Raw genomic sequence first — 21,654 nt, 5'->3', positions numbered from 1 at the left:
GCGCAGTGCCCTCGCGCATTCAAGCATCTCGCAAAGAACGTGTGGAATGGTCATGCGAGTGACATATCGGCGACTGCTGTAGCATGACTGCAACATTTGTAATGATTTTGCCGCAAGTCGATGAACGAAACTCCATTTCATCGAGCAACCTGCTATTGACCCCGGACGGCATTACCGGCCGCATCCCTCCAAATGCCCGCTCATCCGATTTGCGTGCTCAAGCAGGAAATCTCTCCATTATGACCATCCGCTCCACCGCTGCCCGTTTCCTTGGGGCAAGCAGTCTTGCCTTCGTGACCCTCGCTGCCCAACCCGCATTGGCGCAAGACGCCGATGCCGTCGGCGCCGAAGAAGCTGCCGAAGGTCAGCTCAACACGATCATAGTTACCGCCAACCGGCGCGAGGAAAACCTCCAGGACGTTCCCGTTTCGGCCGCGACTCTCGATGCCAGCACGGTCCGAACGATCTTCGACGCCGGTGCCGAAGTGACCGCACTCGCCGCCCGTGTCCCCGGCCTGTTCGTGGAAAGCTCGAACGGCCGCGCCGCGCCACGCTTCTATATTCGCGGCCTCGGCAATACCGATTTCGACCTAGCGGCTTCGCAGCCCGTCTCCGTGGTGATGGACGAAGTGGTGATGGAAAATGTCACGCTGAAATCCTTCCCGATTTTCGACGTCGAGCGGATCGAAGTTCTGCGCGGCCCCCAGGGAACGCTGTTCGGCCGCAACACGCCTGCCGGCATCGTCAAGATCGACACCGTCAAGCCCGGCGACGAGTTCGCGGTTGCTGGCGCTATCAGCTATGGCAGCTTCAACAGCTTCTCTGCGGATGGCGGCGTGACCGTGCCGATCATGCCGGGCGTCGTGTCGCTCCGCCTGTCCGGCTTGTGGCAGCAACGCGACAACTGGGTCGACAACGGTTTCACGGGCGAAGAAGATGCTTACGGCGCGTATAGCGAAGTGGCGGGCCGCGCCCAGCTGCTCATCACGCCGGGCGATCGCCTGTCGATCCTCGGAAGCTATGCCATACGCGACCTCGATGGCCAGTCGACGCTGTTCCGCGCCAATATTCTCGGCCCGGGCGACAACGATCTGAACGACAATTACGACCGCGACACCGTGTTCTACGATGCCGGTGGCCGCAACGAAGCGTCCTACAAGGCCGAGATCGCGACCGCCAAGGTCGATTACGAGGCCGATTTCGCAACCTTCACCAGCATCACCAGCTGGGCAAACAGCGAAGGCAGCAGCCGCGGCGATATCGACGGTGGCAATCTTGTCACTGGCCCGGGCTTCATTCCGTTTCCCAGCGACACGCAGGATTCGATCGACCTCGAACAGTTCACGCAGGAAGTGCGTATTGCCTCGAACAGCGGCGGCATGATCGACTGGCAAGTCGGCGGCTTCTATTTCGACAGCGATTTCGACGTCACCACCGTGGGCTTCGATTTCCCGCCGCCGGTGACTGTCAATCACACCAACGAAAGCTGGGCCGTGTTCGGTCAGGTAAGCTCGCGCCTTGGCGATGCGCTCAAGCTGACGGCAGGCCTGCGCTACACCGAAGATGAGAAGGATTTCGTGGTCGTCTCCGGTGCTGCCCCGCAGCCGACCTCGGTTTCTGACGAGCGGATCAGTTGGGATCTCGCGGCGTTCTACGACGTGAGCGCGGATGCCAGCGTCTATGCGCGTGTGGCCAGTGGTTTCCGTGCACCGACCATTCAGGGTCGCGATGTGGCGTTCTTCTCGCCGCCATCCGTCGCGACTTCGGAAAAGATCATGAGCTACGAAGCTGGGTTCAAATCGGAACTGGCCGATCGTCGTGTGCGCCTTAACGGCGCGGTATACTACTATACTATCGAAGATCCGCAGTTTTCGGCGGTCGGCGGCGCCGGCAATCTCGTGCAGCTGGTCAATGCAGAAAAGGGCCGCGGCTACGGCTTCGAACTCGACAGTGCATTCCAGATCACACCGGATTTCCTGGTCACGGCCGGTGCCAGCTGGAACAACACCAAGATACAAGACGAGACGCTCGCTGTCGGCATCTGTGCACAGTGCACAGTTATCGATCCGACCGTCGTGCTCGCGGGCACGACCCGCGCGCTGGTCGATGGCAACCTGTTCCCCAACGCTCCGGAATGGATTGCCGACGTGACCGCACGGTACGGGGTGCCGGTAGGCGCTGCGGGAGAAATATTCCTCTTCACCGACTGGACGTATCAGGGAAAGACCAACTTCTTCCTGTATGAAAGCGAGGAATTCAACTCGAACAACCAGATCGAAGGCGGGCTGCGCATAGGCTATGCAAAGACCGATGGATCGTTCGAAGTGGCCGCTTTCGTGCGCAATATTACCAATGAAGACAATGTGAAGGGCGGGATCGACTTCAACAACAACACCGCCTTCGTCAACGATCCGCGCGTGTTCGGTATCTCGGCCCGCGTCAGCTACTAAGGCTGGCTAGCCGATAGAGAATACGGGGCCGGCGGGAGCGATCCCTCCGGCCCTGTTCTACTCCTCGGGGATCAGGCTTTCGTGCACGATGCGGATGCGCAAGGCCTGCGACGGATCGAGATAGAGCTGCGCGGATTGCTGCAGCATCTCGGGCGTTACCGCACGGATCCGATCCTCGTAGCTCCGCACCCGGTCAAGGCGTTGGGAGTGCAGCTGGGCTTCGTCGATGATTCCGAGCCACCAGCCGTTCTCGCGTCGGCTAAGAGCAATTTTCTCCAGCAATGGCGTGCGGGCACGATCCAGCAGATCGGCGTCGATGGGTGCGCGGCGGAAATCCTCGGCTATCGCATCGACCACTGCGAATACCTCGTCGGCCTGGCTCGGTTCGACCACGACCGAAGTCGAGAAGGTGCCGAAATCGCGATATACGTGCGACATGCTCGACCTCGCGGTGGGCGAGTATGAAGCGCCGAGTTCCTCGCGGATCCGATCGAGCATTTCCAGCCGCATCACGGTGGCCAGCAATTGCATCGTCGCCTCTTCCTGGGCGTCGTCATCGTCCGTGGTGGGCCAATAGGTCATGGCCAACGCCTGGTCCGGCGCGCCGGCATGCGTCAGCACGCGCTCGCCCCGGTTGCTGGTGAAGTGCGCCAAACGTGCGCTGTCCCAGCTTTCCAGCGATGCTGCGCGCTGGGGCAAGGCGCCGAAACTGGAAGCCACCGCTTCTATCACCGCATCGCTGTCGAAATCGCCCACGACCGAGATTTCGATCGGAGCCGACGCGAATTGCTGGCTTACCAGCTCACGCGCGCCTCCCAGCGTCACGCCGACCAGTTCCCCCTCCGCCGGAATGCCGAAGCGTGGATTGCCGTCGGATACGATCTGCGCGACCTGCGATTGTGCGACAGCCTGCGGGGTCGCATCGAGCTGAGCGACATATGGCGGGACGATAGCCTGCCAGCGCGTCAGCATCTCGGGGCGCAGGCCGGGATCGCTGAAATAGGCGGCACTTAGCTGCATCTGCAACGGCAGGTCGGCCATGGTGCCCGTTCCGGTGACGGTGAACTTGTCCTCGCCGGCGTCGAAACCATAGGTAAGGCGGCGCCCGGCCAGGATCTGTCGCAATTCGTTGTATCCGTGCTGGCCCAGTCCGCCGAGAGCGCTCACCGCCGACAGGAATACTGCGTCCCCCATCTTGGTCTCGGGCATTGCCAACTGGCCCGACCCCAGGCGGATTGCAAAGCGCAGACGACCCTTTTCGAACTGCGTCGGCTTGAGATTCAGCCGGACATTGTTTTCGAAGCGGATCGTGCGCACGCCCAGTTCCTCGATCATGGAGTCATCCGCGGTCGCCGAAGGCGTTCCGAAATCCGTATAAGCGAACTCCAGTCCATCGGTGTCCTGCGGCGCTTCGACCGGCTGCACTTCGGACGCCCGCAAGGCATCGAGGATAGTCTTTTCGGCATCCGGAATTGCCTGCTTGGTCGAAACGTGGATCAGGGGCTCGGAAAGAGCATAGTGTTGGGCGAATGCTCGCGAGACCGCTTCCGCCGTGATCGCAGGTTTCTGCGCCAGGAACAGTTCGTAGGTTGTCTGAGGGCTCACGAAGATCCGCTCGCGTCTCGCGGTCGACAGGATCGCATCGGCCAACTGGCTGTTGCGCCGCGTGTCCTGCTGGCTCGCAGAGTCACGGTACCGCTGTTCGAAATTGGCAAGCTGCTCCGCCAGTTCGGCCTCGGTGAACCCATGCTCGACGGCGCGCCGCCATTCCTGTTCACCGACTTCCAGTGCGCGCTGCCATTCGCCATCGCGCGCCTGCACCAGAACTTGTGCCTGCCGCTGAATGTCGAAAAAGTCGGAGGCCGAAGCATCGCCGCCGATAATGGGTGCGTCCTCCGCATTGGCAATCTTCTGTAACCGACGGTTGAGGATCGCGGTGCCGAGGCTGACCAGTCGCGATTGTTCGGCTTCGGCAACGGTCGGCTTACGATCCTGGTACGGTGCGAAGCGATCTATCACGACAACCTGCTGCACATCGGGATCGACAAAGTTCGCTGCGGCAGGACCTCGCGCAAGGTCGACTTCGCCCTTGTCGATTTCGGTTCGAGGTATCGCCGGGGCCTGCCAATCGCCAAACCGCGACACGATTTTGGCCTCGATCTCGTCGGGATCGAGATCGCCCACAATCACCAGCGCAGCGTTGTCCGGGCGATAATATCGCCGGTAGAGATCACGCACGGTCTGCGCCGGCGCCGTGTCGATGATCTCGTCCGTTCCGTCGGCCCGGAAGCGCGTGGCATAACGCGTTTCCGGCGCGATGAACTGGAAATAGTGCTTTATGCGACGGATGCCGTAATTGTTGCGCGTGCGTGTTTCCGACTGGATGATCCCACGCTCTCGATCGACCGCGTCGTCGCCAATGGTCAGCTCGCTGGCGGTTTCGCGCATCAGCATCAGGGCGGTGTCGACCAGATCGGGGTCGGTACGCGGCAGGTCCAGCTTGTAGACGGTATCCTCGAACCCGGTGGATGCATTGGTATCTGCGCCAAAGGCGAGGCCGAGCCGTTCGAGGAGCTTGATCATCTCGCCTTCGGGCACATTCTTCGACCCGTTGAAGGCCATATGTTCGAGCATATGCGCAAGTCCGAGTTCTTCCTCGGTTTCATCGATCCAGCCGACGTCGAACCCGAAGCGGATGATTGCCGTATCTTCGGGCGTACCATTCTGGAGGATGGCATAGCGCAGGCCGTTGTCGAGCACGCCGAAGCGCACCGCGGGATCGGGGGCGATATCGTAGATCGGGTGGCCCCATCCGGTAGTCGCCTGCGCAGCTTCGGCAGGTGGAGTGGATGGGACGTCTTGCGCCGCCAGTGGGTTGGCAAGCGCGAGAAGTGGGAGCGCCGCGAGTGTGCGGCGAGCATCTAAAACGGACACGGACACCTGTTCGGTTGCGGCCATCGGCCGGATCGGGGTCACGCTATGACGGACGGGGCCTGAATCCAAGCTTTCCGGAAACGCTGCCCGTCGGTCCTACTTTTTCGATTTTGCCGGAGACCTCAGCCGCCCGCGATGGGCGTTCATATCGAGCACTTCGCCCGGACCGCTATCTTCGTTCTGCAGCAGACCCAGGCGGCGGGCGACCTCCTGATACGCTTCGCTTTCGCCGCCCATGTCGCGACGGAAGCGATCCTTGTCGAGCTTCTCTCCCGTGTTGATGTCCCACAGGCGACACCCGTCGGGGCTGATTTCGTCGGCCAGGATTACGCGACTGTAATCGCCGTCCCAGATGCGACCGAACTCCAGCTTGAAATCGACCAACCGGATGTCGATCGCGGCGAACATGCCGCACATGAAGTCGTTGATGCGGATCGCCATGCTCGACATGTCCTGCAGCTCTTCATGGCTGCACCAGTTGAAGCAGGCGATTTCCTCTTCGGACACTTTGGGATCGCCCAGCGCATCGTCCTTGAGGCAATATTCGATCAGCGTGTGCGGCAGCAGCTCGCCTTCCTCAATGCCCAGGCGCTTGCTGAGCGAACCGGCGGCGACATTGCGCACCACCACTTCCAGCGGAATGATTTCGACCTGCCGCACCAATTGTTCGCGCATATTGAGCCGGCGGATGAAATGCGTCGGGATGCCGATATGCGACAGGCGCGTGAACACATATTCGCTGATGCGATTATTGATCACGCCCTTGCCGTTGATCGTGCCTTTCTTTTCGGCATTGAAGGCGGTGGCATCATCCTTGAAATACTGGATGATGGTGCCGGGTTCGGGGCCTTCGTACAGGATTTTGGCCTTGCCTTCGTAGATCTGGCGACGACGAGCCATGGGCAGGTATTCCTTCGCGCATAAAATTCATGCGCCCCGGCGACGGAATCGACTGGCGATTGCGACTGCCGGGGCGAACGCTCAGCACATACAGAAGCGGATGGGCGAAAGCAATTGCAGCCGCGCTGCACGATGGTTAGCGGACGCGCCATGCAATCACTTGGTAGCATTGCGCGCGCTTTCTCCGCGCAGCAGGACGATCTGACCTCGCTTGCGCGCCAGTCGCGCCGGCGCAGCCTAATTCGGCCCCAGGGCGCGGATTTTTCATCCAATGACTATCTCGCCCTAGCTGGGGATGCGCGGCTGAAGCGCGCGATCGCCGCGGCAATGGACCGCGGCGTGCCCGCGGGTGCCGGCGGCTCGCGGCTGCTGCGTGGCAATCACGAGGAACACGAATTGCTCGAGGTAGAGGCTGCGCGGTTCTTCGGCAGCGAGAGCGCGCTGTTCCTCGCCAACGGTTACACCGCGAACAGCGCTATGCTGGCCACGCTGCCGCAGCGCGGCGATGCGATCTTCTACGATACACTGATCCATGCGAGCGCGCATGAAGGCATGCGCCTGTCGCGCGCCGAGAGGGTCGCGGTGCCACATAACGATCTGGACGCTTTTGCCGATGGATTGGCGCGTTGGCGCGAAAGGAATGTACAAGCGACCGCCTGGATTGCGGTGGAAACGCTCTACAGCATGGATGGCGACCGCGCACCGCTGCGCGAACTGGCCGATCTCGCGGACCGTCACGGCGCTATCCTGCTGGCTGACGATGCGCATGCGACCGGCGTTTTCGGCGAGGGCGGACGTGGGTTGGCATATGGGCTCGACGGACGCGCCAATGCCATCGTGCTGCGTACTTGCGGCAAGGCGTTGGGCAGCGAAGGTGCCTTGCTGTGCGGGCCGCGTGTCATGCGCGACCATCTCATCAATCGCGCGCGCAGCTTCATTTTCTCGACCGCGCCCTCTCCGCTGATCGCCGCCTGCGTCCGCGAGGCGTTGAGGGTGGTCGAGGATGAGCCCGAGCGTCGCGTGAGGCTGGCCGAACTGGTCGCCTATGCCGGTGAACGCCTCGCGCCGCTGGGAGCAACCATTAGCGGATCGCAGATCATGCCGCTGGTTATCGGCGACGATGCGCGCACCATGCAGATCGCGCAGCGCCTGCGCGAGGCTGGCCTCGATGTTCGCGGCATTCGCCCGCCGACCGTGCCTGCAGGCACGAGCCGCCTGCGTATTTCGCTCACGCTCAATATCGGCAAACCGCAGATCGATGCACTGGCCGACACGCTTTCGGAGATTCTCGCATGACCGCCTTCATCGTCACCGGCACCGATACCGATGTCGGCAAGACCGTTTTCGCTGCGGCGCTGGCCGGTGCGCTGGGCGCGCATTACTGGAAGCCCGTGCAGGCCGGGCTCGATGAAGGCGGCGATCGGGCGCAGGTGGCGCGATTGGCGCGGATCGGCGAAGAGCGAGTGCTGCCCGAAACCTATCGGCTGGCGACACCCTGTTCGCCGCATCGTGCGGCAGAGATCGACGGGGTGACGATAGATCCGGCGCGACTGACGCTTCCCGACCACCGCCCGCTGGTGGTCGAGGGAGCGGGTGGCGCGCTGGTACCGCTGGGCGACGAGCTACTATATGCCGATCTCTTCGCGCGCTGGGGTCTCCCCGCGATCGTGGTCGCGCGCACGGCGCTGGGCACGATCAACCATACCCTGCTGACCATCGAAGCGCTGCGTGCCCGTGCGTTGACGGTCCATGGCGTGGCGTTCGTCGGCGATGCGGTTGAGGATAGCGAGGCGACCATCTGCCGATTGGGCAAGGTCCGGCGGCTGGGCCGCCTGCCTATGCTCGGCACACTCGAACCCGCCACACTCGCAGCAGCCTTCGCGAACAATTTCAGCCTGGCGGACTTTCGATGACCCATTCACCCATCTGGCATCCCTTCACCCAGCACGGGCTGGGCGACCCCGCTCCGCTGGTCACGCACGCCGAAGGTGCGGTTCTCCACACAGCCGATGGCCGCCGCGTCGTGGATGCGATTTCCAGCTGGTGGGTGACGACGCATGGCCATTGTCATCCGCGCATCATGGCAGCAATCGCCGAGCAGGCGCAGCAGCTCGACCAGATGATCTTTGCCGGCTGGACGCACCAGCCCGCGGAGGACCTGGCGCTCGAACTGCGCCGTATCCTGCCGGGCGAACTCACCCGCGTGTTTTTTTCCGACAGCGGTTCGACTGCGGTCGAGGTTGCGCTCAAGATGGCGCTCGGCTTCTGGACGCATCGCGGCGCGGGACGTAGCTGCGTTGTGGTGATGGAGCATTCCTATCACGGCGATACGATCGGCGCGATGTCCGTCGGGGCTAGGGGCGTGTTCAACGCAGCCTATGCGCCGCTGCTGTTCGACGTCGGGCGCGTGCCCTTTCCTGGCGACGATCCGCAGGCGACGCTCGATGCGCTGGAGGCCGCGTGCGCTGCCGGCGCAGCAGCCTTCATTGTCGAGCCGCTCGTATTGGGGGCAGGGGGAATGCTGATGTACCCGGCGGCCGTGCTGGCCGAGATGCGCGAGATCTGCGCACGGCACGGAACGCTGTTCATAGCCGATGAGGTGATGACCGCCTGGGGCCGCACCGGCACGCTTACGGCCTGCGAACAGGCCGGCATCGTGCCCGATATCATGTGCCTGTCGAAGGGGCTGACCGGCGGTGCGATTCCGCTCGCCGTGACCATGGCAAGCGAACCCATCTGGGATGCGCATTATTCGACCGACCGGACGCGGACCTTCTACCATTCCTCAAGCTACACCGCGAACCCGTTGGCCTGCGCTGCCGCCAACGCCAATCTGGCAATCTGGCGCGAGGAACCGGTGCTCGAGCGGATTGCGGAGCTGAGCAGTGGGCAACAGCGACATCTCGAAGCACTCGAGGATCATCCGATGGCCAGCAATCTGCGACGCTGCGGCACGATTGCGGCGCTCGAACTGGGCGATCCAGGAGGAAGTTACCTATCCGACCTCGGCCCCAGGCTGTTGCGCCGGTTTCGCGAAGCGGACCTGCTGCTCCGCCCGCTGGGCAACACCGTCTACGTCATGCCGCCTTATTGCATCGAGGATAGCGATCTGGCGCGGATATGGGCCGAGATCGGCGCAGCGGCGGAAGACATCGCAACGAGTTAGCATCGCGTCTACGCGAACATGCCGGATCGGTAAGGGTAGCGAAGTGGTGCCCAGGGGCGGAGTCGAACCACCGACACGACGATTTTCAATCGTCTGCTCTACCACTGAGCTACCCGGGCACACTGCTTCGGCGGAGCGGCTTGAATGAGCCCTGCGAGCAATGAGAGCGCGCCTATGGCGAAGCTGGTCCGCCTTGGCAAGGGGGGAATTGTTACTCTTCTCTGCCGCGGGTGACTTCCGCCGAGATTTCTTCCGGAAGCGCAGGTCGGCCTGGGACCGCATAGCCGTCGCCGAACCACTGCGACAGGTCGCGGTCACGGCAGCGGCTCGAACAGAATGGAGTATAGTCCTCGCTACGCGGCTTTTTACAGATCGGGCACAGGCGGGATTTAATCGTCATGGGCCACGATTTGGGCCGTCGCGGCCTCTATCGCAAGGCCCGGATCGGCCAATATGCGCACCGGGCGGGCGGTGCGGCGTTCGAGTTCGGCAAGCCATTCGGGCTTGAGCCTGGCCTTGAGGGCGGGATGTACCGTCAGCTGTGTGACTCCCGGCCCCTCTACCATTTCGGCACGGTGGAGGGCCATGCGCGCGGCCATGCCTACACGCGAGGTGGCGAAACGATGGAGGAGCGATGGACCCTCGAGCCGGGCGACGATCTGGACAAAGCCGAAGCCGTTCATGGCGGTGCGTTCATGGGGGAAATCGGCCAGGGCGTCGTCCAATGCCTCGTCCACCGCCTTGCGGTCCGCCTTGGTCTGGAGCGTCGGGAAATCCACCCCGATCGAACCGCCGAGATCGAATAGCGGCAGCCAGCGAGAGATTTCGGGGACAGCGGCCAACGCCAGCTCGCGCGGAGACAATTCGCCATCGATATCGATCAGTGTCATGGCCGGGGTGGTCGCAAACAGGAGCGAACCTCCGGCGAATTCGACCGCTCCGGAAGACGCTGTTTGCCAGATGTCGTCCCACGCACCGGCCGGCAATTGGCGTAGAGGGGCGCCATCCGCAAAGGGATTTGCGGCAATCCTGCCTGCGCTTTCGACCGAGCGTGCAGCGCCCAGTTTGAATCGGCCGCGTTCGGTCATGGCCGCGCGCGTCAATATGAAACGATAGCTCGCCCCCTCGCTTGCCTCGCGCGGGAGACCATCGACGAGGACTTCGCGACCGGAAGGGTGGAGCGCCATTCCGCGCGATCCGGCCTTGCGCAGGAGCTTGCCCCCAAATTCCTCGCCAGCCTGCAATTCCCCCGGCCAGAATAGCTTTGCGGCAAGCACCTTTTCACGATCGATCAGCAGGGCGCGACGCTCGCCGATACCCTCCTCGACGACCCATTCAGGCAATGTCGAAACCCGCGGATTTCAGGAGCGCTCGCGTTTCGTAGAGCGGCAGGCCGACCACGCCCGAATGGCTGCCGTGAATCCGGCTGATCAACCCCTCGGCGATACCCTGGATGGCATAGCCGCCCGCCTTGCCTTCCCATTCACCGCTGGCGATGTATGCTTCGATCTCGCCAGGGGAGAGGCGCTTGAACATCACCATTGTTTCGCTCAGCCGCTCGCGCAAGCTGCCATCCGGCGCGCACAAGGCGATGGCGGACAGGACGCGATGGCGTCGGCCCGAGAGCAGTTCGAGGCATTTGCGCGCCGTTGCTTCGTCCTCGGCCTTGGGCAGGATGCGTCGCCCAGCGGCAACCACCGTGTCGCCAGCAAGAACAAAGCCATCTTCCGATTTTGCGGCCTCGGCCTTTTCGCGAGCCATGCGTTTGGCATAATCGCGCGGCAGTTCGCCCTTCGCCGGGGTTTCGTCGATATCGGCGGGAGCGATGGCAGACGGCGTCACGCCGAGGCGAGCGAGAAGCTCGCGCCTGCGGGGACTGGCCGATGCTAGAATTAGGGCGGGCTGGCCCACGTGAGCTTATTGCGGGCCGGGGCCGCCGCGACCGGGCATGAAGCGATAGGTGATGCGCGCCTTGGTAAGATCGTACGGCGTCAGTTCGCACAGCACTTCATCGCCGACCAGCACGCGGATGCGGTTCTTGCGCATCTTGCCGGCCGTGTGGCCGAGTACTTCATGACCATTCTCGAGCTCGACGCGGAACATCGCATTGGGCAGCAGTTCAACTACCTTACCGCGCATTTCGAGAAGTTCTTCTTTCGCCATGTAGTTCCTTGGTCTGTGCCGTTGGTCGATCAGTGTTGCGCGCCCATAGCGGCAGTAGGGACAAAAGGAAAGACTTGGACATTAAGCCCAGCGACAGGCTGGCGCGACACTTTGATACCCAACACTTCTTGCCCGCATCTGATGCCTCGTCCACCCGTGCCGCAGGGGAAGGACGAGAACGAAGACAGGATCGCTACACTTTCCATGCAAGTTACACGACGTATCTCCGCTCTTGCGCTGACTATCGCGCTGGCCACGCCCGTATGGGCGCAGGATACCGCGCAGACCCCGGCAACCGGCCAGGAGGCCGCTGCGGACGACGACGAGCTGTCGGACAACGCCATCGTCGTTACCGGCGAGCGTGTGCGAGGACAGGTGCAGACCGACGTGCCGCCCGTGGTCGAACTCAACGAAGAGGACATCGCCGCCTATGGCGCGGATTCGCTTGCGGATCTGATCGCACAGCTTGCGCCGCAGACCGGCTCGGGCAGCGGGCGGGGTAGCGGGCAGCCGGTTTTCCTGGTCAATGGCCGCCGCGTGTCCAGCTTCCGCGAATTCCGCCGCTATCCGCCCGAAGCCATCGTCAAGGTCGAGATATTTCCCGAAGAAGTCGCGCTGCAATATGGCTATCCTGCCGACCAGCGCGTGGTGAACTTCATCCTGAAGGACAATTTCGCCAGTCGCGAGGTCGAAGCGGAATACGGCCAGCCCACCGCGGGTGGCCGGTCGAGCGGCGAACTCGAATATTCGCAGCTTACCATCAACGGTGAAGATCGCCTGTTGCTGGGCGCCGAATTCAACACCTCGTCGCTGCTGACCGAGGCGGAACGCGGCGTCATCCAGACCGAAGGCAGCGTCCCCACCGTAGCGGGCGATCCCGATCCGGCCGCCTATCGCAGCCTTGCTTCCGACAGCGAAGGCTTCGAACTGGAAACCACCTGGAACACCAGCTTCGGCGAGGGCGCACGCGCACCGACCTTCTCGATCAACGGCAACCTCGACCGCAGCGTCAGCCGCTCGCTTTCGGGGCTCGATACGGTCCTGCTGACCGATCCCGACGGCAACAGCGAATTGCGCGCTCTCGATGCCGATCCCATTACCCGCCGAACCTTCGCCACCACTGCATCGCTCGGCAGTTCGCTCAACGCGCCCGTGGGCGACTGGAATCTCGCCGTGACCCTCGATGCGTCTCGCGGCTGGAACACAACGCGGATCGATCGCCGGCGCGATACGACGGCGCTGATCGAAGCGGCGGCGGCAGGCGAGCTCGATATTGCCGGCGATCTGGGGATCGTTCCCGATGCCGGTTTCGACGAGGCGCGCAGCAAGACCTATACGATCGACACCTTGGCTACTTTTACCGGCCAACCAATCCTGCTGCCGAGTGGCGAGGTCAATGTTACGGCCAAGGCCGGTTACGATCTGAACGGCATAGAGAGCACCGACACGCGTATCGACGGGCTGGAGACCTCTCTGAACCGTCGTCGCGCGGAAGCAGGCATCAATCTCGGCATCCCGCTGGCCAGCGCACGCGAAAATTTCCTGGCCCCATTGGGCGAACTCAGCCTCGATCTGGGAGGGGGCGTCGATCACCTTTCGGATTTCGGCACGCTGACGAACTGGAATGCCGGTCTCAACTGGCGGCCATCGGAAAGCCTGTCGTTGCAGGCAAGCTATACCGTTCGAGAGGCCGCGCCCAGCCTGTCACAACTCGGCGCACCGCAGATCGTCGATGTCAATGTGCCCGTCTTCGATTTCGCCACCGGGGAAACCGTGTTGGCCAATGTCGTTTCCGGAGGCAATCCCGGCCTGCTCGCCGAGACCCAGCGGGATATCAAGCTTTCCGCTTCATACGATTTCGACCTGTTCGACCGGTCCAATTTCCGGATCGAATACTTCCGCAACCGTTCGGACGATGTGACCGAAAGTTTCCCGGCACTGACATCGGCAATCGAAGCTGCGTTTCCCGATCGGGTTACGCGCGTCAACGGTGAGCTGGTCCAGGTCGATCAGCGCCCGGTGACATTCGCGGAGCGGAATTCGTCGCGCATACGTTACGGGTTCAACTTCTTCGGCAAGGTCGGCAAGCCCGCGCCCGAGAGCGAAGGTGGCGGACGGCGCGGCGGTTTGATGGCGCGCATGGCGGCGGCACAACCGGCATCGACGTCGGATCAAGGTGGTCGGAGGGGAGGCCGGGGCGGCGCCGACTCCGGGCGTTTCGAAGAAATCCGGGCGCAGTTCTGCAAGGACGGCGTGGAGCCCGATATCTCGCAGCTTCCAGAACGGATGCAGCAGCGCCTGCGCGACGAGAACGGCCAGATCGATCCGACACGCGTCGCCCAGATGCGCGAGCGCTTCTGCAGTGCCGACGGCGCTCCCGATCCACAACGTGCCGCAGCCATGCGGCAAACGCTATGCACCGGCTGGAACGCCGCCGATCCGTCGGCTTCGACGGCGCCCGATCTCTCCGCGCTACCGGAACGTTTCCGCGAACGCCTGACCGGTCCGGACGGACAGGTCGATCAGGCACGGGTGAACGAACTGCGCAGCCGCGTCTGCGTGGCCCCGCAGGCCGATGGCGACCAGAACAGTTCTCGCGGTGGCGAGGGTGGCCCGCCTCCGGGCGATGCGCCACCTCCGGATAGCGAAAGCCGGCGCGGATCCTCGGGCGGAGGAGGCCGTGGCGGTGGCGGAGGCCGAGGCGGCGGCGGGTCGGGCGGCGGCGGAGACGGACAGGGTCGCTGGAACCTCTCCGTCTATCACACGATCGAGCTCGACAATGAGGCACTGATCGCGCCTGGGATTCCCGAACTGGACCTGCTCAATGGCGATGCGCTCGGCGGAACGGGCGTAAGCCGGCACAATATCACGATGGAAGGTGGCCTGTTCTACAAGGGCATGGGCCTGCGCCTGTCGGGCAATTATGCCAGCGGATCGCAGGTGGATACACTGACTTTTCACGATCTGGCGACTTTCAACCTGCGCCTGTTCATGAATCTCGAAGATCAGAAATGGCTGGCGGGCGAAACACCCGGATTCTTCAAGGGTGCGCGGCTGTCGCTGAAGGTCGACAACGTGTTCGACGCGAAGCAGCGCGTGACCGATGGGACAGGAGTTGTGCCCCTCAGATACCAGCCGGATCTGGTCGATCCGCTTGGCCGGGTCGTGTCGGTCGAGTTCCGGAAAGTCTTCTGATGCTCAAGCAAGGGTACGGCGCGGGAAGAACAGGCTGGCAAGCCCGGTCGGGCGGAACGGCTTCCACGCGTCTTCGGCCTGTGCCAACCGGTCGGCAACGGCATAAACCGCCGCCGGGTTGACGCCCAGGCCGCAATGGCTGGCATGGACCTCGATGTTCTCGCATTTATCGTGGTCGCCGCTTTGCACCGATCCGCGCCAATGGACGATCCCATCGGTCCGGGTGAGGATCGACGTGGTCGGCACCGGCGGGGCCTCCGCAAGCGCGCGAAAATTGCCGCCCTGCATCGGCTCCGGCTCTTTGCCGTTGAGATATTCGAACAGCAGCGTGGCGTTGGTGTGATTGCGATCGTCGCTGATCGGCGAGCCCAGGGTGATCACGTCGCGCACCTTTTCGGGCGCCATCTTGGCCAGTTCGCGGGCGAACACGCCGCCCAGGCTCCACCCGACGATGGAAATCTTGCCGCCGGTGCGTGCGTGCAGCCCTTCGACACACGCCACCATCGCATCGATCCGGGCATTGTCGACACGTACATTGCGACCGAGGTTCCAACCCACGGCATCGTAGCCGAGATCCGATAACAGCGAGCGCAGCGGAGCGGTCGAATAGTCCGACGCCATGAAGCCCGGCAGGACCAGCACGCCGTGCCCGTCACCGCGCGGCAGCATGGAAAGCAGCGGGCGTAGCGCATAGAAGCTGGCAAGCTCACCCATGGCGCGTCCCGGTTCGGCCAGCGTCAGCAGGCGGCTGGGCGGGCGGGCTTCGGTGGTCGTGGCATTCATGCGCTGGTCGAACCTTTCAGTGGTTGGGCAGGCTTCGGTTTCGAACGCCGGGCGGGGCTTTTGGTGCCTCCTTTCACCGGCTCGGCTGGCTTTTTCCTGGGCACTGCCCGCTTACCGGCGGCGGGTCTTTTCGCCGTTTTCCTGGTCTTCGCGGGGGCGGCCTTCTTCGCCGGTGCCGATGTTCTCGCAGCCGCCGCATTGCGCATTTCGGCAAAGCTGTCGCGGATGCACTGCGCGTAGAATTCGGGATCGTCCATCATCTCGCGATCGGCCGTGAACGCGATGGTGGCTTCCTGCGTATAGCTCTGCACCACATGGGCCAGGCCCATGCCGTCGGTCAGGCAGATCAGCCCCATCATGCTCTCCAGCCGTGCACCGGCCGAATAGATCGGCACGGGCGGGCCGGGGACATTGGTAACGACAGTGGTGAAGATCGGGCCGACCCCGCGATTGGCGAGGCTGAGGCGGGTATATAGCTGCGCGCCAAGGCTCATCCACAAAGCCGGGCTGACCTTGCTCAGTTCGGTCATGTTGCGCGCACCCATGGCATCGGTCATCGCCTTGGAATTCGTCGTGCGGTTATTGACCCAGGCCAGCCGGTCGATGGGGTCTGCAATCTGCGTGCCCAGCGGCGCGATCATCGCCGCGACCTGATTGCCCATCGCATTCTTCTCGTCGGTCGAGCGCACCGATATGGGTGCCATGGCGGTGAGGGTCTTCGCCGGCAGTTCGCCGTGATGGTCGAGATAGCGCCGCATGGCCCCGCCGATGATGGCCAGGAACACGTCGTTGATCTTCGCACCGTCCACGGCGGTGCGGACCGCCTTGATATCCGCCAGCGGGACGCTCACGCCCTCGACCACGCGATGCGGGCTGATCTTCTTTCCGAACCGGGTCTTGGGCGCGATCATCTCGCTCGAGACGTCGAATTCCTTGGCGACCAGCCCCTTCAGCGCCTTGGCCAGGCCGGGGGCGGCCTTGGCGGCAACCTCGATTTGCTTGAGCGGATTGGTGATCGCATTGAAATAGCTTTTGCCCAGCAGTTCGACCGGATTGGGGACTTTTTCCGGTTTCCACGTGTCGGGCCCGGGAGGGGGCGGCTCGTCCGGCGACAGCGTATGCGTCGCCTCCATCAGGTCTATCCCGCTCATCCCGTCGATCGCGGCGTGATGAACTTTGGTGATATAGGCATAGCTGCCTTTCGGAACGCCTTCTACATTGTCGAGGCCCTCGACAACGGTGAATTCCCATGGCGGGCGGTCGAGATCCAGCGGGCGGGCGAAAATGCGGGCTGCCTGGATGCATAGCTGACGCCAGTCGCCCGGTGCGGGCAGGGCTACATGGCGGAGGTGATATTCGAGGTCGAAATCCGGATCTTCGATCCAATAGGGATAGTCGAGGTCGAAAGGCACGCGCACCATGCGCTGGCGCATGGTCTTGGACAGTTGCAGGCGGCTCTCGAAGAAGGCGAGGATATCCTTGAACCGCACGAAGCCGCCGGGGGCGGTGGCGGGGTTGTAGATCAGGATCGACCCGATATGCATCGGCGAGTTGCGTGTCTCCAGCGCGACGAAGCTCGCATCCATGCCCTGCAATTGCTGCATGTGTTCCTTTCCGCGCTACCGCCGCTCTGCCCGAACGCGCGATACCATCCCCTGCTCGCCCCGCTTTTTTGCGAGTGCGGAGGCAGAAGCTACCATGTGACGGTTCCGCGTCAACTTGCCGCTCCCGTCAATGCCTTCCCTGGCGGATAGCGTTCACAGCGCCTCTCCGGCGGCGACCCCGCTCGCCCACGCCCACTGGAAGTTGTAGCCGCCCAGCCAGCCGGTCACGTCGACCGCCTCGCCAATGGCGAAAAGGCCGGGAATCTTCTTTGCTTCCATAGTCTTGGAAGAAAGTTCCGCCGTGGAAATGCCGCCCGCGGTGACTTCCGCCTTGGCAAATCCTTCGGTGCCGTTAGGGCGGAATTCCCATCGCCTGAGCCGTTCGCAGGCGCTGCGCAGGGCCTTGTCGGGTAGATTGCCAAGATCGCCGTCGAGGCCGAGTCTGTCGGCAAGAATGTCTGCAAGGCGTGCCGGAAGTGCCTCGCGAAGCAGTGTCCTGACACCTGTGCGCGGATGATTGTGCTTGGCGTCGAGCAGCCATTCCGGTCCGCGTTCGGGCACGAAATCCACAAATAGCGGCTCGCCCGACCGCCAGTAGGAACTCGCCTGAAGGATCGCGGGGCCAGACAGGCCGCGATGGGTGAACAGCGCGGCTTCGGCGAAGCCGGCGCCGTTCGCGGTGGCGACGACGGGCGCCGAAACACCGGAAATATCGCGGAACAGCACTTCCTCTCCGCCAAGCGTCAGCGGAACGAGCGCAGGACGCGGCTCGACCACTTTGAGCCCGAACTGGCGGCCAAGGTCGTAGGCGAAAGCCGTGGCGCCCATCTTGGGGATCGAAGGCCCGCCGGTCGCAATGACGAGTTTCGGTGCGGTGAAAGCGCCGTTCTGCGTGGTGACGGTGAACCCGTCGTCATGCTCGACCGAGGCGATTTCCTCGCCGCAACGAAGCTCGACCTCGCCCCCGGCGCATTCTTCCAGCAGCATCGCCACGATCTGCTTTGCCGATCCGTCGCAGAATAGCTGGCCGAGCGTCTTCTCGTGCCACGCGATGCCATACCTTTCGACCAGCTCGAGGAAATCGCGCGGCGTGTATCGGGCAAGCGCGCTCTTGGCGAAATGCGGGTTGGCCGAAAGGTAGTTGCCCGGACCCGCGCCGATATTGGTAAAATTGCAGCGCCCGCCGCCCGAAATCAGGATCTTCTTGCCCGGAGCCTCGGCCCGTTCGAGCACAAGCACGCGCAGTGCGCGCTGCCCGGCCCGCGCGGCGCACATCAGGCCGGCAGCTCCGGCGCCGAGGATTATCGTGTCGTAGCGCGTCACCAGCGGCGCGATAAGACTGTCTGCGCAGCTTGCCAATCGGTTGCGGGAGAAGCGGAGCGGGAATGGCGGATTTGTGCCAATCCCGCTCCGCGGACGAACCTCATACGGGCGGCAGCGCGGGCTGCGCCACGGTGACGAGCTTGCCGAGAGTGTTCCATTCTTCGCGCGGCGACCAGTTGCGGTTCGCGCCGAGGTAGGAATGGTCGTCGAGTTCCAGCAAGCCGATGATCACTTCGGCGACGATCGTCGCGCCCACCGGACCGAGACCTTCGCCTTCCTTGTCGCTGCCGTTCGGTTCGGCACGGCCGATCACCTCGGCCTCGGCGAGCAGATAGAGCCACAGCGGGATACCTTCCGCCCCAAGATCGCCGTTTACCTTGGCAATTTTCTTGATCACCTTCTCGATTTGCTTCGGGTCGCAGCCGATCGCTTCGGCCACCTTCTCGCCCCCGGGAAGAAGAAAGGTGTTGCCGCGTAACAGATTGCGCGTGGCGAGCGACTTTTCCGCCGGTGTTCCGGTGACGAATGGCAGACTGAGCAGATCGCCAGCCAGCTTGGTATCGAGCTTCTGCGCCCGTTCGATCTGGCGGTTTTCGTCGGTGAAGAGCAGTTCGTGCCAGTCGACCAGAGCCTTAGCATCGGTCACGGCATCGAAGCCCAGGCCGAGCGTGGTGCCGAACAATTCGAGCGGCGGCTCGCCCTGACGCACCTGGACCTTCATCGGGATCATCGAGTGACCGAAACGGTAGGCCGCTACCGAAAACTCGACCGGGATGAACGGCACGTGGCCGCAATAATGTTGCCGGCCACAGCCGAGGATACGTTCGACCACCGGCGCGCCGCAGATTGCGGTAAGGAAGTCGTTCACCAAGGCCCATTGGTAGTGCCAGGTCGTCTGCCGACGCGCCTCCTCGTAAAGAGCGTGCCCTTCGAGGCCGGATTCTGCGTGGATCGTGTCCGCGACATGATTATGGAAGCGGATGATCGCGAGCTGGATCTGGCTGATGACCCGGTTCTCGTCATTGCGCGGATCGCCGATCACGGCTCTGCCATTGGGACTGCGCAGCAGGTCGTGATCGTTGAGTCCCGGCTGACCGGGATTGTCCGTGCCGGTCAGCAGCTTGACTCCGCCGAAGGGGCCTCCTTGCGCGTAGAGATAGGGCTGCGCTTCAGGCCCAAGCCCGTAAATGCAGTCGAGATCGAGCGTCGGCGTGCGGACGTTGGCGATCTCGCCCGGATTGTCGATCACGCTGTCGAATGTGGTCGATGCGTCGAGGGTGATGTCGTGATCGACGAACTGGCCGAAGAAGATCATGCCCACCGGTACGGTATCGGTTCGGTCGTTGGTGGACTTTCCGTCCATTTTGCCATTTACCTCGCCTATGGTCTTCAGAACATCGGGACGGGTGTAGGCGGGCTTCAGATGGGGGAACATGCGCCCGAAGCGGTCTTCCCGGAGGATGGATTCCTCCCGACCGTAGAGGCGCATACTGCAGAACGGATTGAGTCCTTCGAGCGGCTTCATGCCATGATGTTCGTGTTCGGCCATTGTTAGGGTCCTCTTGTGTAAATACCTGCGAGACGCGACCCTTTGCCGCCGGAATCGACGGTATTCGTTCGTTTATTTGGCGAATCGATTGCGCTGGAATGGACCCGTTTCGACAGGTCAGATTGTAAAATTGCGTCCGGCAAGTCTGCCGCCGAAGAAAGCCCAACTATGACTTGTCAGCGAATTCCACGAGTTATATGGTTAACGCCAGCCTAATTCGATCAGGGTGATCGGAAATTACTGCGCCGAGCCGGTATTTATCTCGGATCAGGCGCGCGCGGCACAGCCGCAGTTTCACGCGCCGCCACGAAATAGAGCAGCGTGCCGCCCGCAACGATGGCGGCGAAGATCGCCAATGCCCGCATATCCGCATGCGTCGCCACCCATATCGAAACGACGATGGCGAATAGACTGGCGGCGAGGTGCAGCGGGTTCAGCGCGCCTTCGCGCCGTTCGAGCACCGGCAGGGCGGCGCAGCAGATCAGGTAGGTCACCAGCCGAACCATCGTCCCCGCTACGGCCAGTACCTCGAAACCTTCCCACAGGCCGAACAGGATCGCAAAAACGCCGTAGAACAGGATCGAATTGCGCGGCGTGCCGCGGCGCTCGTCCACCATCATGAACCAGCGCGGCAGCATTCCGCGCTCTGCCATGCCGTAGGTCAGGCGCGGTAGCGAGGTGCCGCTGCCGAGATTGTTGGCCCCGATGCTGAATGCGGCGGCGATGACGATCATCACCGCCCCCCAATCGCCCATGACTGCGCGCGCCGCTCCGGCCAGCGCGTTGTCGTCCGCCGCGCTCGGCGCGATGGCCAGATAGGCCCAGATCACCAGCACGTAGAGCACCGAAACCGCTGCCACCATGCTGACCAGCGCGCGCGGGATGTTGCGCTTCGCATCCTTTACCTCGCCCGCGGTTTCGGTAAGGTTTTCGAAGCCCATAAAGGCGTAGAAGGTGAGCAGGATCACGCTTTCCACCTGGCCGAACTGCGGCAGGGCGAAACTGATCGCGGGATCGCCGGCAAACAGCGCAGCGATCACCAGCAATAGCAGCGGCCCGATCTTGATCGCGGTCATCACGCCTAGCGTGCCCACGGCGCTGCGCATCCCGGCAAGGTTGATGGCGACGAACAGCGCCAGCAGGACCGCGACCGCCAGGCCCTGAACCTGCTCCAGCCATGGGAACAATGCGGCAAGATAGGTCACCATCACATGCGTGTTTGCCGCCGCGGTCACGATATTGCTGGCATAGCGGCCCCAGCCGGCCTGAAAGCCGACGAACCGCCCGAACGCCGCTTCGCCATAGAGCACCGGCCCGCCGCTATGCTCGAAGCGTGCGGCCAGCCACGCATAGACCAGCGCCAGCGGCATGAACAGCAGCCCGCCGATCAGCAACATCCACGGTGCGAAGCTGCCCACTGCCGCCGCCAGCACCGCGGGCAGGGCGAAGATGCCCGCCCCGACCATCCCGTTCACGGGAAACAGAGCGCTGCCGAGAAAGCCGACCGTGCGCGGCGGTGCCTTGAATGTCCCGTCCATTGCGCAGGGGATGACCGGAAAAGCGTCTTTGCACAAGCGGTCGCGTCGC

Annotated in this window: 16 protein-coding genes and 1 tRNA gene; 5 read left to right on the top strand and 12 right to left on the bottom strand. The window is 63.1% G+C overall.

All coding sequences use genetic code 11. The features are described from left to right. Positions 1 to 239 precede the first annotated feature (239 nt). Positions 240 to 2,450: a TonB-dependent receptor gene (locus K3174_RS11415; RefSeq protein WP_221558392.1), complete on the top strand. Its 2,211-nt coding sequence runs from the start codon at positions 240 to 242 to the stop codon at positions 2,448 to 2,450. 57 nt (positions 2,451 to 2,507) lie between these two features. On the opposite strand, the gene K3174_RS11410 is transcribed toward K3174_RS11415, so the two are convergent. Continuing rightward, positions 2,508 to 5,426, bottom strand: coding sequence for a M16 family metallopeptidase (locus K3174_RS11410; RefSeq protein ID WP_221558391.1), 2,919 nt, complete (start codon positions 5,424 to 5,426; stop codon positions 2,508 to 2,510). A 54-nt stretch (positions 5,427 to 5,480) separates the two neighbouring features. Continuing rightward, on the bottom strand, positions 5,481 to 6,284 hold the full coding sequence (purC, locus tag K3174_RS11405; RefSeq protein WP_221558390.1) for a phosphoribosylaminoimidazolesuccinocarboxamide synthase: 804 nt from the start codon (positions 6,282 to 6,284) through the stop codon (positions 5,481 to 5,483). A gap of 150 nt (positions 6,285 to 6,434) precedes the next feature. On the opposite strand from purC, the gene K3174_RS11400 reads away from it, so the two are divergent. The 3 genes from K3174_RS11400 to K3174_RS11390 are packed head-to-tail and all read left to right on the top strand — an operon-like array spanning position 6,435 to position 9,450. Next, the gene (locus K3174_RS11400) at positions 6,435 to 7,580 is read left to right on the top strand and encodes an 8-amino-7-oxononanoate synthase (RefSeq protein WP_221558389.1); all 1,146 of its coding nucleotides are present in this window, start codon (positions 6,435 to 6,437) and stop codon (positions 7,578 to 7,580) included. Continuing rightward, a complete protein-coding gene (gene bioD / locus K3174_RS11395) occupies positions 7,577 to 8,197 on the top strand; it encodes a dethiobiotin synthase (RefSeq protein ID WP_221558388.1) in 621 nt (206 codons plus the stop codon). Before K3174_RS11400 ends, bioD begins: the two co-directional genes overlap by 4 nt. After that, a complete protein-coding gene (locus K3174_RS11390) occupies positions 8,194 to 9,450 on the top strand; it encodes an adenosylmethionine--8-amino-7-oxononanoate transaminase (protein WP_221558387.1) in 1,257 nt (418 codons plus the stop codon). The genes bioD and K3174_RS11390 overlap by 4 nt, the downstream gene beginning before the upstream one ends. Before the next feature lie 44 nt (positions 9,451 to 9,494). Here the strand turns inward: K3174_RS11390 and K3174_RS11385 are convergent. From K3174_RS11385 to infA, 5 genes are all read right to left on the bottom strand, one after another. After that, a tRNA-Phe gene (locus K3174_RS11385) sits at positions 9,495 to 9,569 on the bottom strand. A gap of 92 nt (positions 9,570 to 9,661) precedes the next feature. Further along, complete coding sequence (locus K3174_RS11380) at positions 9,662 to 9,850, bottom strand: DNA gyrase inhibitor YacG (protein WP_221558386.1); 189 nt, start codon at positions 9,848 to 9,850, stop codon at positions 9,662 to 9,664. Next, positions 9,840 to 10,793 carry a ribonuclease E/G gene (locus tag K3174_RS11375; RefSeq protein ID WP_221558385.1) on the bottom strand — a complete coding sequence of 318 codons (954 nt, stop codon included), beginning with the start codon at positions 10,791 to 10,793 and terminating at the stop codon, positions 9,840 to 9,842. Before K3174_RS11375 ends, K3174_RS11380 begins: the two co-directional genes overlap by 11 nt. Next, entirely contained in the window at positions 10,786 to 11,361 is a 576-nt protein-coding gene (locus tag K3174_RS11370; protein ID WP_221558384.1) for a Maf family protein, read from the bottom strand. Before K3174_RS11370 ends, K3174_RS11375 begins: the two co-directional genes overlap by 8 nt. A 6-nt stretch (positions 11,362 to 11,367) precedes the next feature. Then, positions 11,368 to 11,613, bottom strand: a complete 246-nt coding sequence (gene infA, locus K3174_RS11365; protein WP_047806247.1) for a translation initiation factor IF-1 — start codon at positions 11,611 to 11,613, stop codon at positions 11,368 to 11,370. Positions 11,614 to 11,754: 141 nt separating this feature from the next. On the opposite strand from infA, the gene K3174_RS11360 reads away from it, so the two are divergent. After that, a complete protein-coding gene (locus tag K3174_RS11360; protein ID WP_247712095.1) occupies positions 11,755 to 14,808 on the top strand; it encodes a TonB-dependent receptor plug domain-containing protein in 3,054 nt (1,017 codons plus the stop codon). Between the two features lie 3 nt (positions 14,809 to 14,811). Here K3174_RS11360 and K3174_RS11355 read toward each other — a convergent pair whose 3' ends face one another. The 5 genes from K3174_RS11355 to K3174_RS11335 form a co-directional block, all read right to left on the bottom strand. Beyond that, entirely contained in the window at positions 14,812 to 15,591 is a 780-nt protein-coding gene (locus tag K3174_RS11355; protein WP_221558383.1) for an esterase/lipase family protein, read from the bottom strand. Beyond that, positions 15,588 to 17,195, bottom strand: coding sequence for a WS/DGAT/MGAT family O-acyltransferase (locus K3174_RS11350; RefSeq protein ID WP_247712094.1), 1,608 nt, complete (start codon positions 17,193 to 17,195; stop codon positions 15,588 to 15,590). The genes K3174_RS11355 and K3174_RS11350 overlap by 4 nt, the downstream gene beginning before the upstream one ends. A gap of 153 nt (positions 17,196 to 17,348) precedes the next feature. After that, positions 17,349 to 18,470: a BaiN/RdsA family NAD(P)/FAD-dependent oxidoreductase gene (locus K3174_RS11345; protein WP_247712115.1), complete on the bottom strand. Its 1,122-nt coding sequence runs from the start codon at positions 18,468 to 18,470 to the stop codon at positions 17,349 to 17,351. A 148-nt stretch (positions 18,471 to 18,618) separates the two neighbouring features. Next, a complete protein-coding gene (locus K3174_RS11340; protein WP_247712093.1) occupies positions 18,619 to 20,067 on the bottom strand; it encodes a peroxidase family protein in 1,449 nt (482 codons plus the stop codon). A gap of 257 nt (positions 20,068 to 20,324) precedes the next feature. Further along, positions 20,325 to 21,605, bottom strand: coding sequence for an APC family permease (locus K3174_RS11335; RefSeq protein WP_221558382.1), 1,281 nt, complete (start codon positions 21,603 to 21,605; stop codon positions 20,325 to 20,327). Positions 21,606 to 21,654: the final 49 nt, after the last annotated feature.

It is taken from the genome of Qipengyuania qiaonensis, from assembly GCF_019711515.1.
In the GTDB taxonomy this organism is placed as follows: Bacteria; Pseudomonadota; Alphaproteobacteria; order Sphingomonadales; family Sphingomonadaceae; genus Qipengyuania; species Qipengyuania qiaonensis.
The sequence above is the reverse complement of the archived record's forward strand: the minus strand, read 5'-3'. Positions and strand labels throughout refer to the sequence as shown.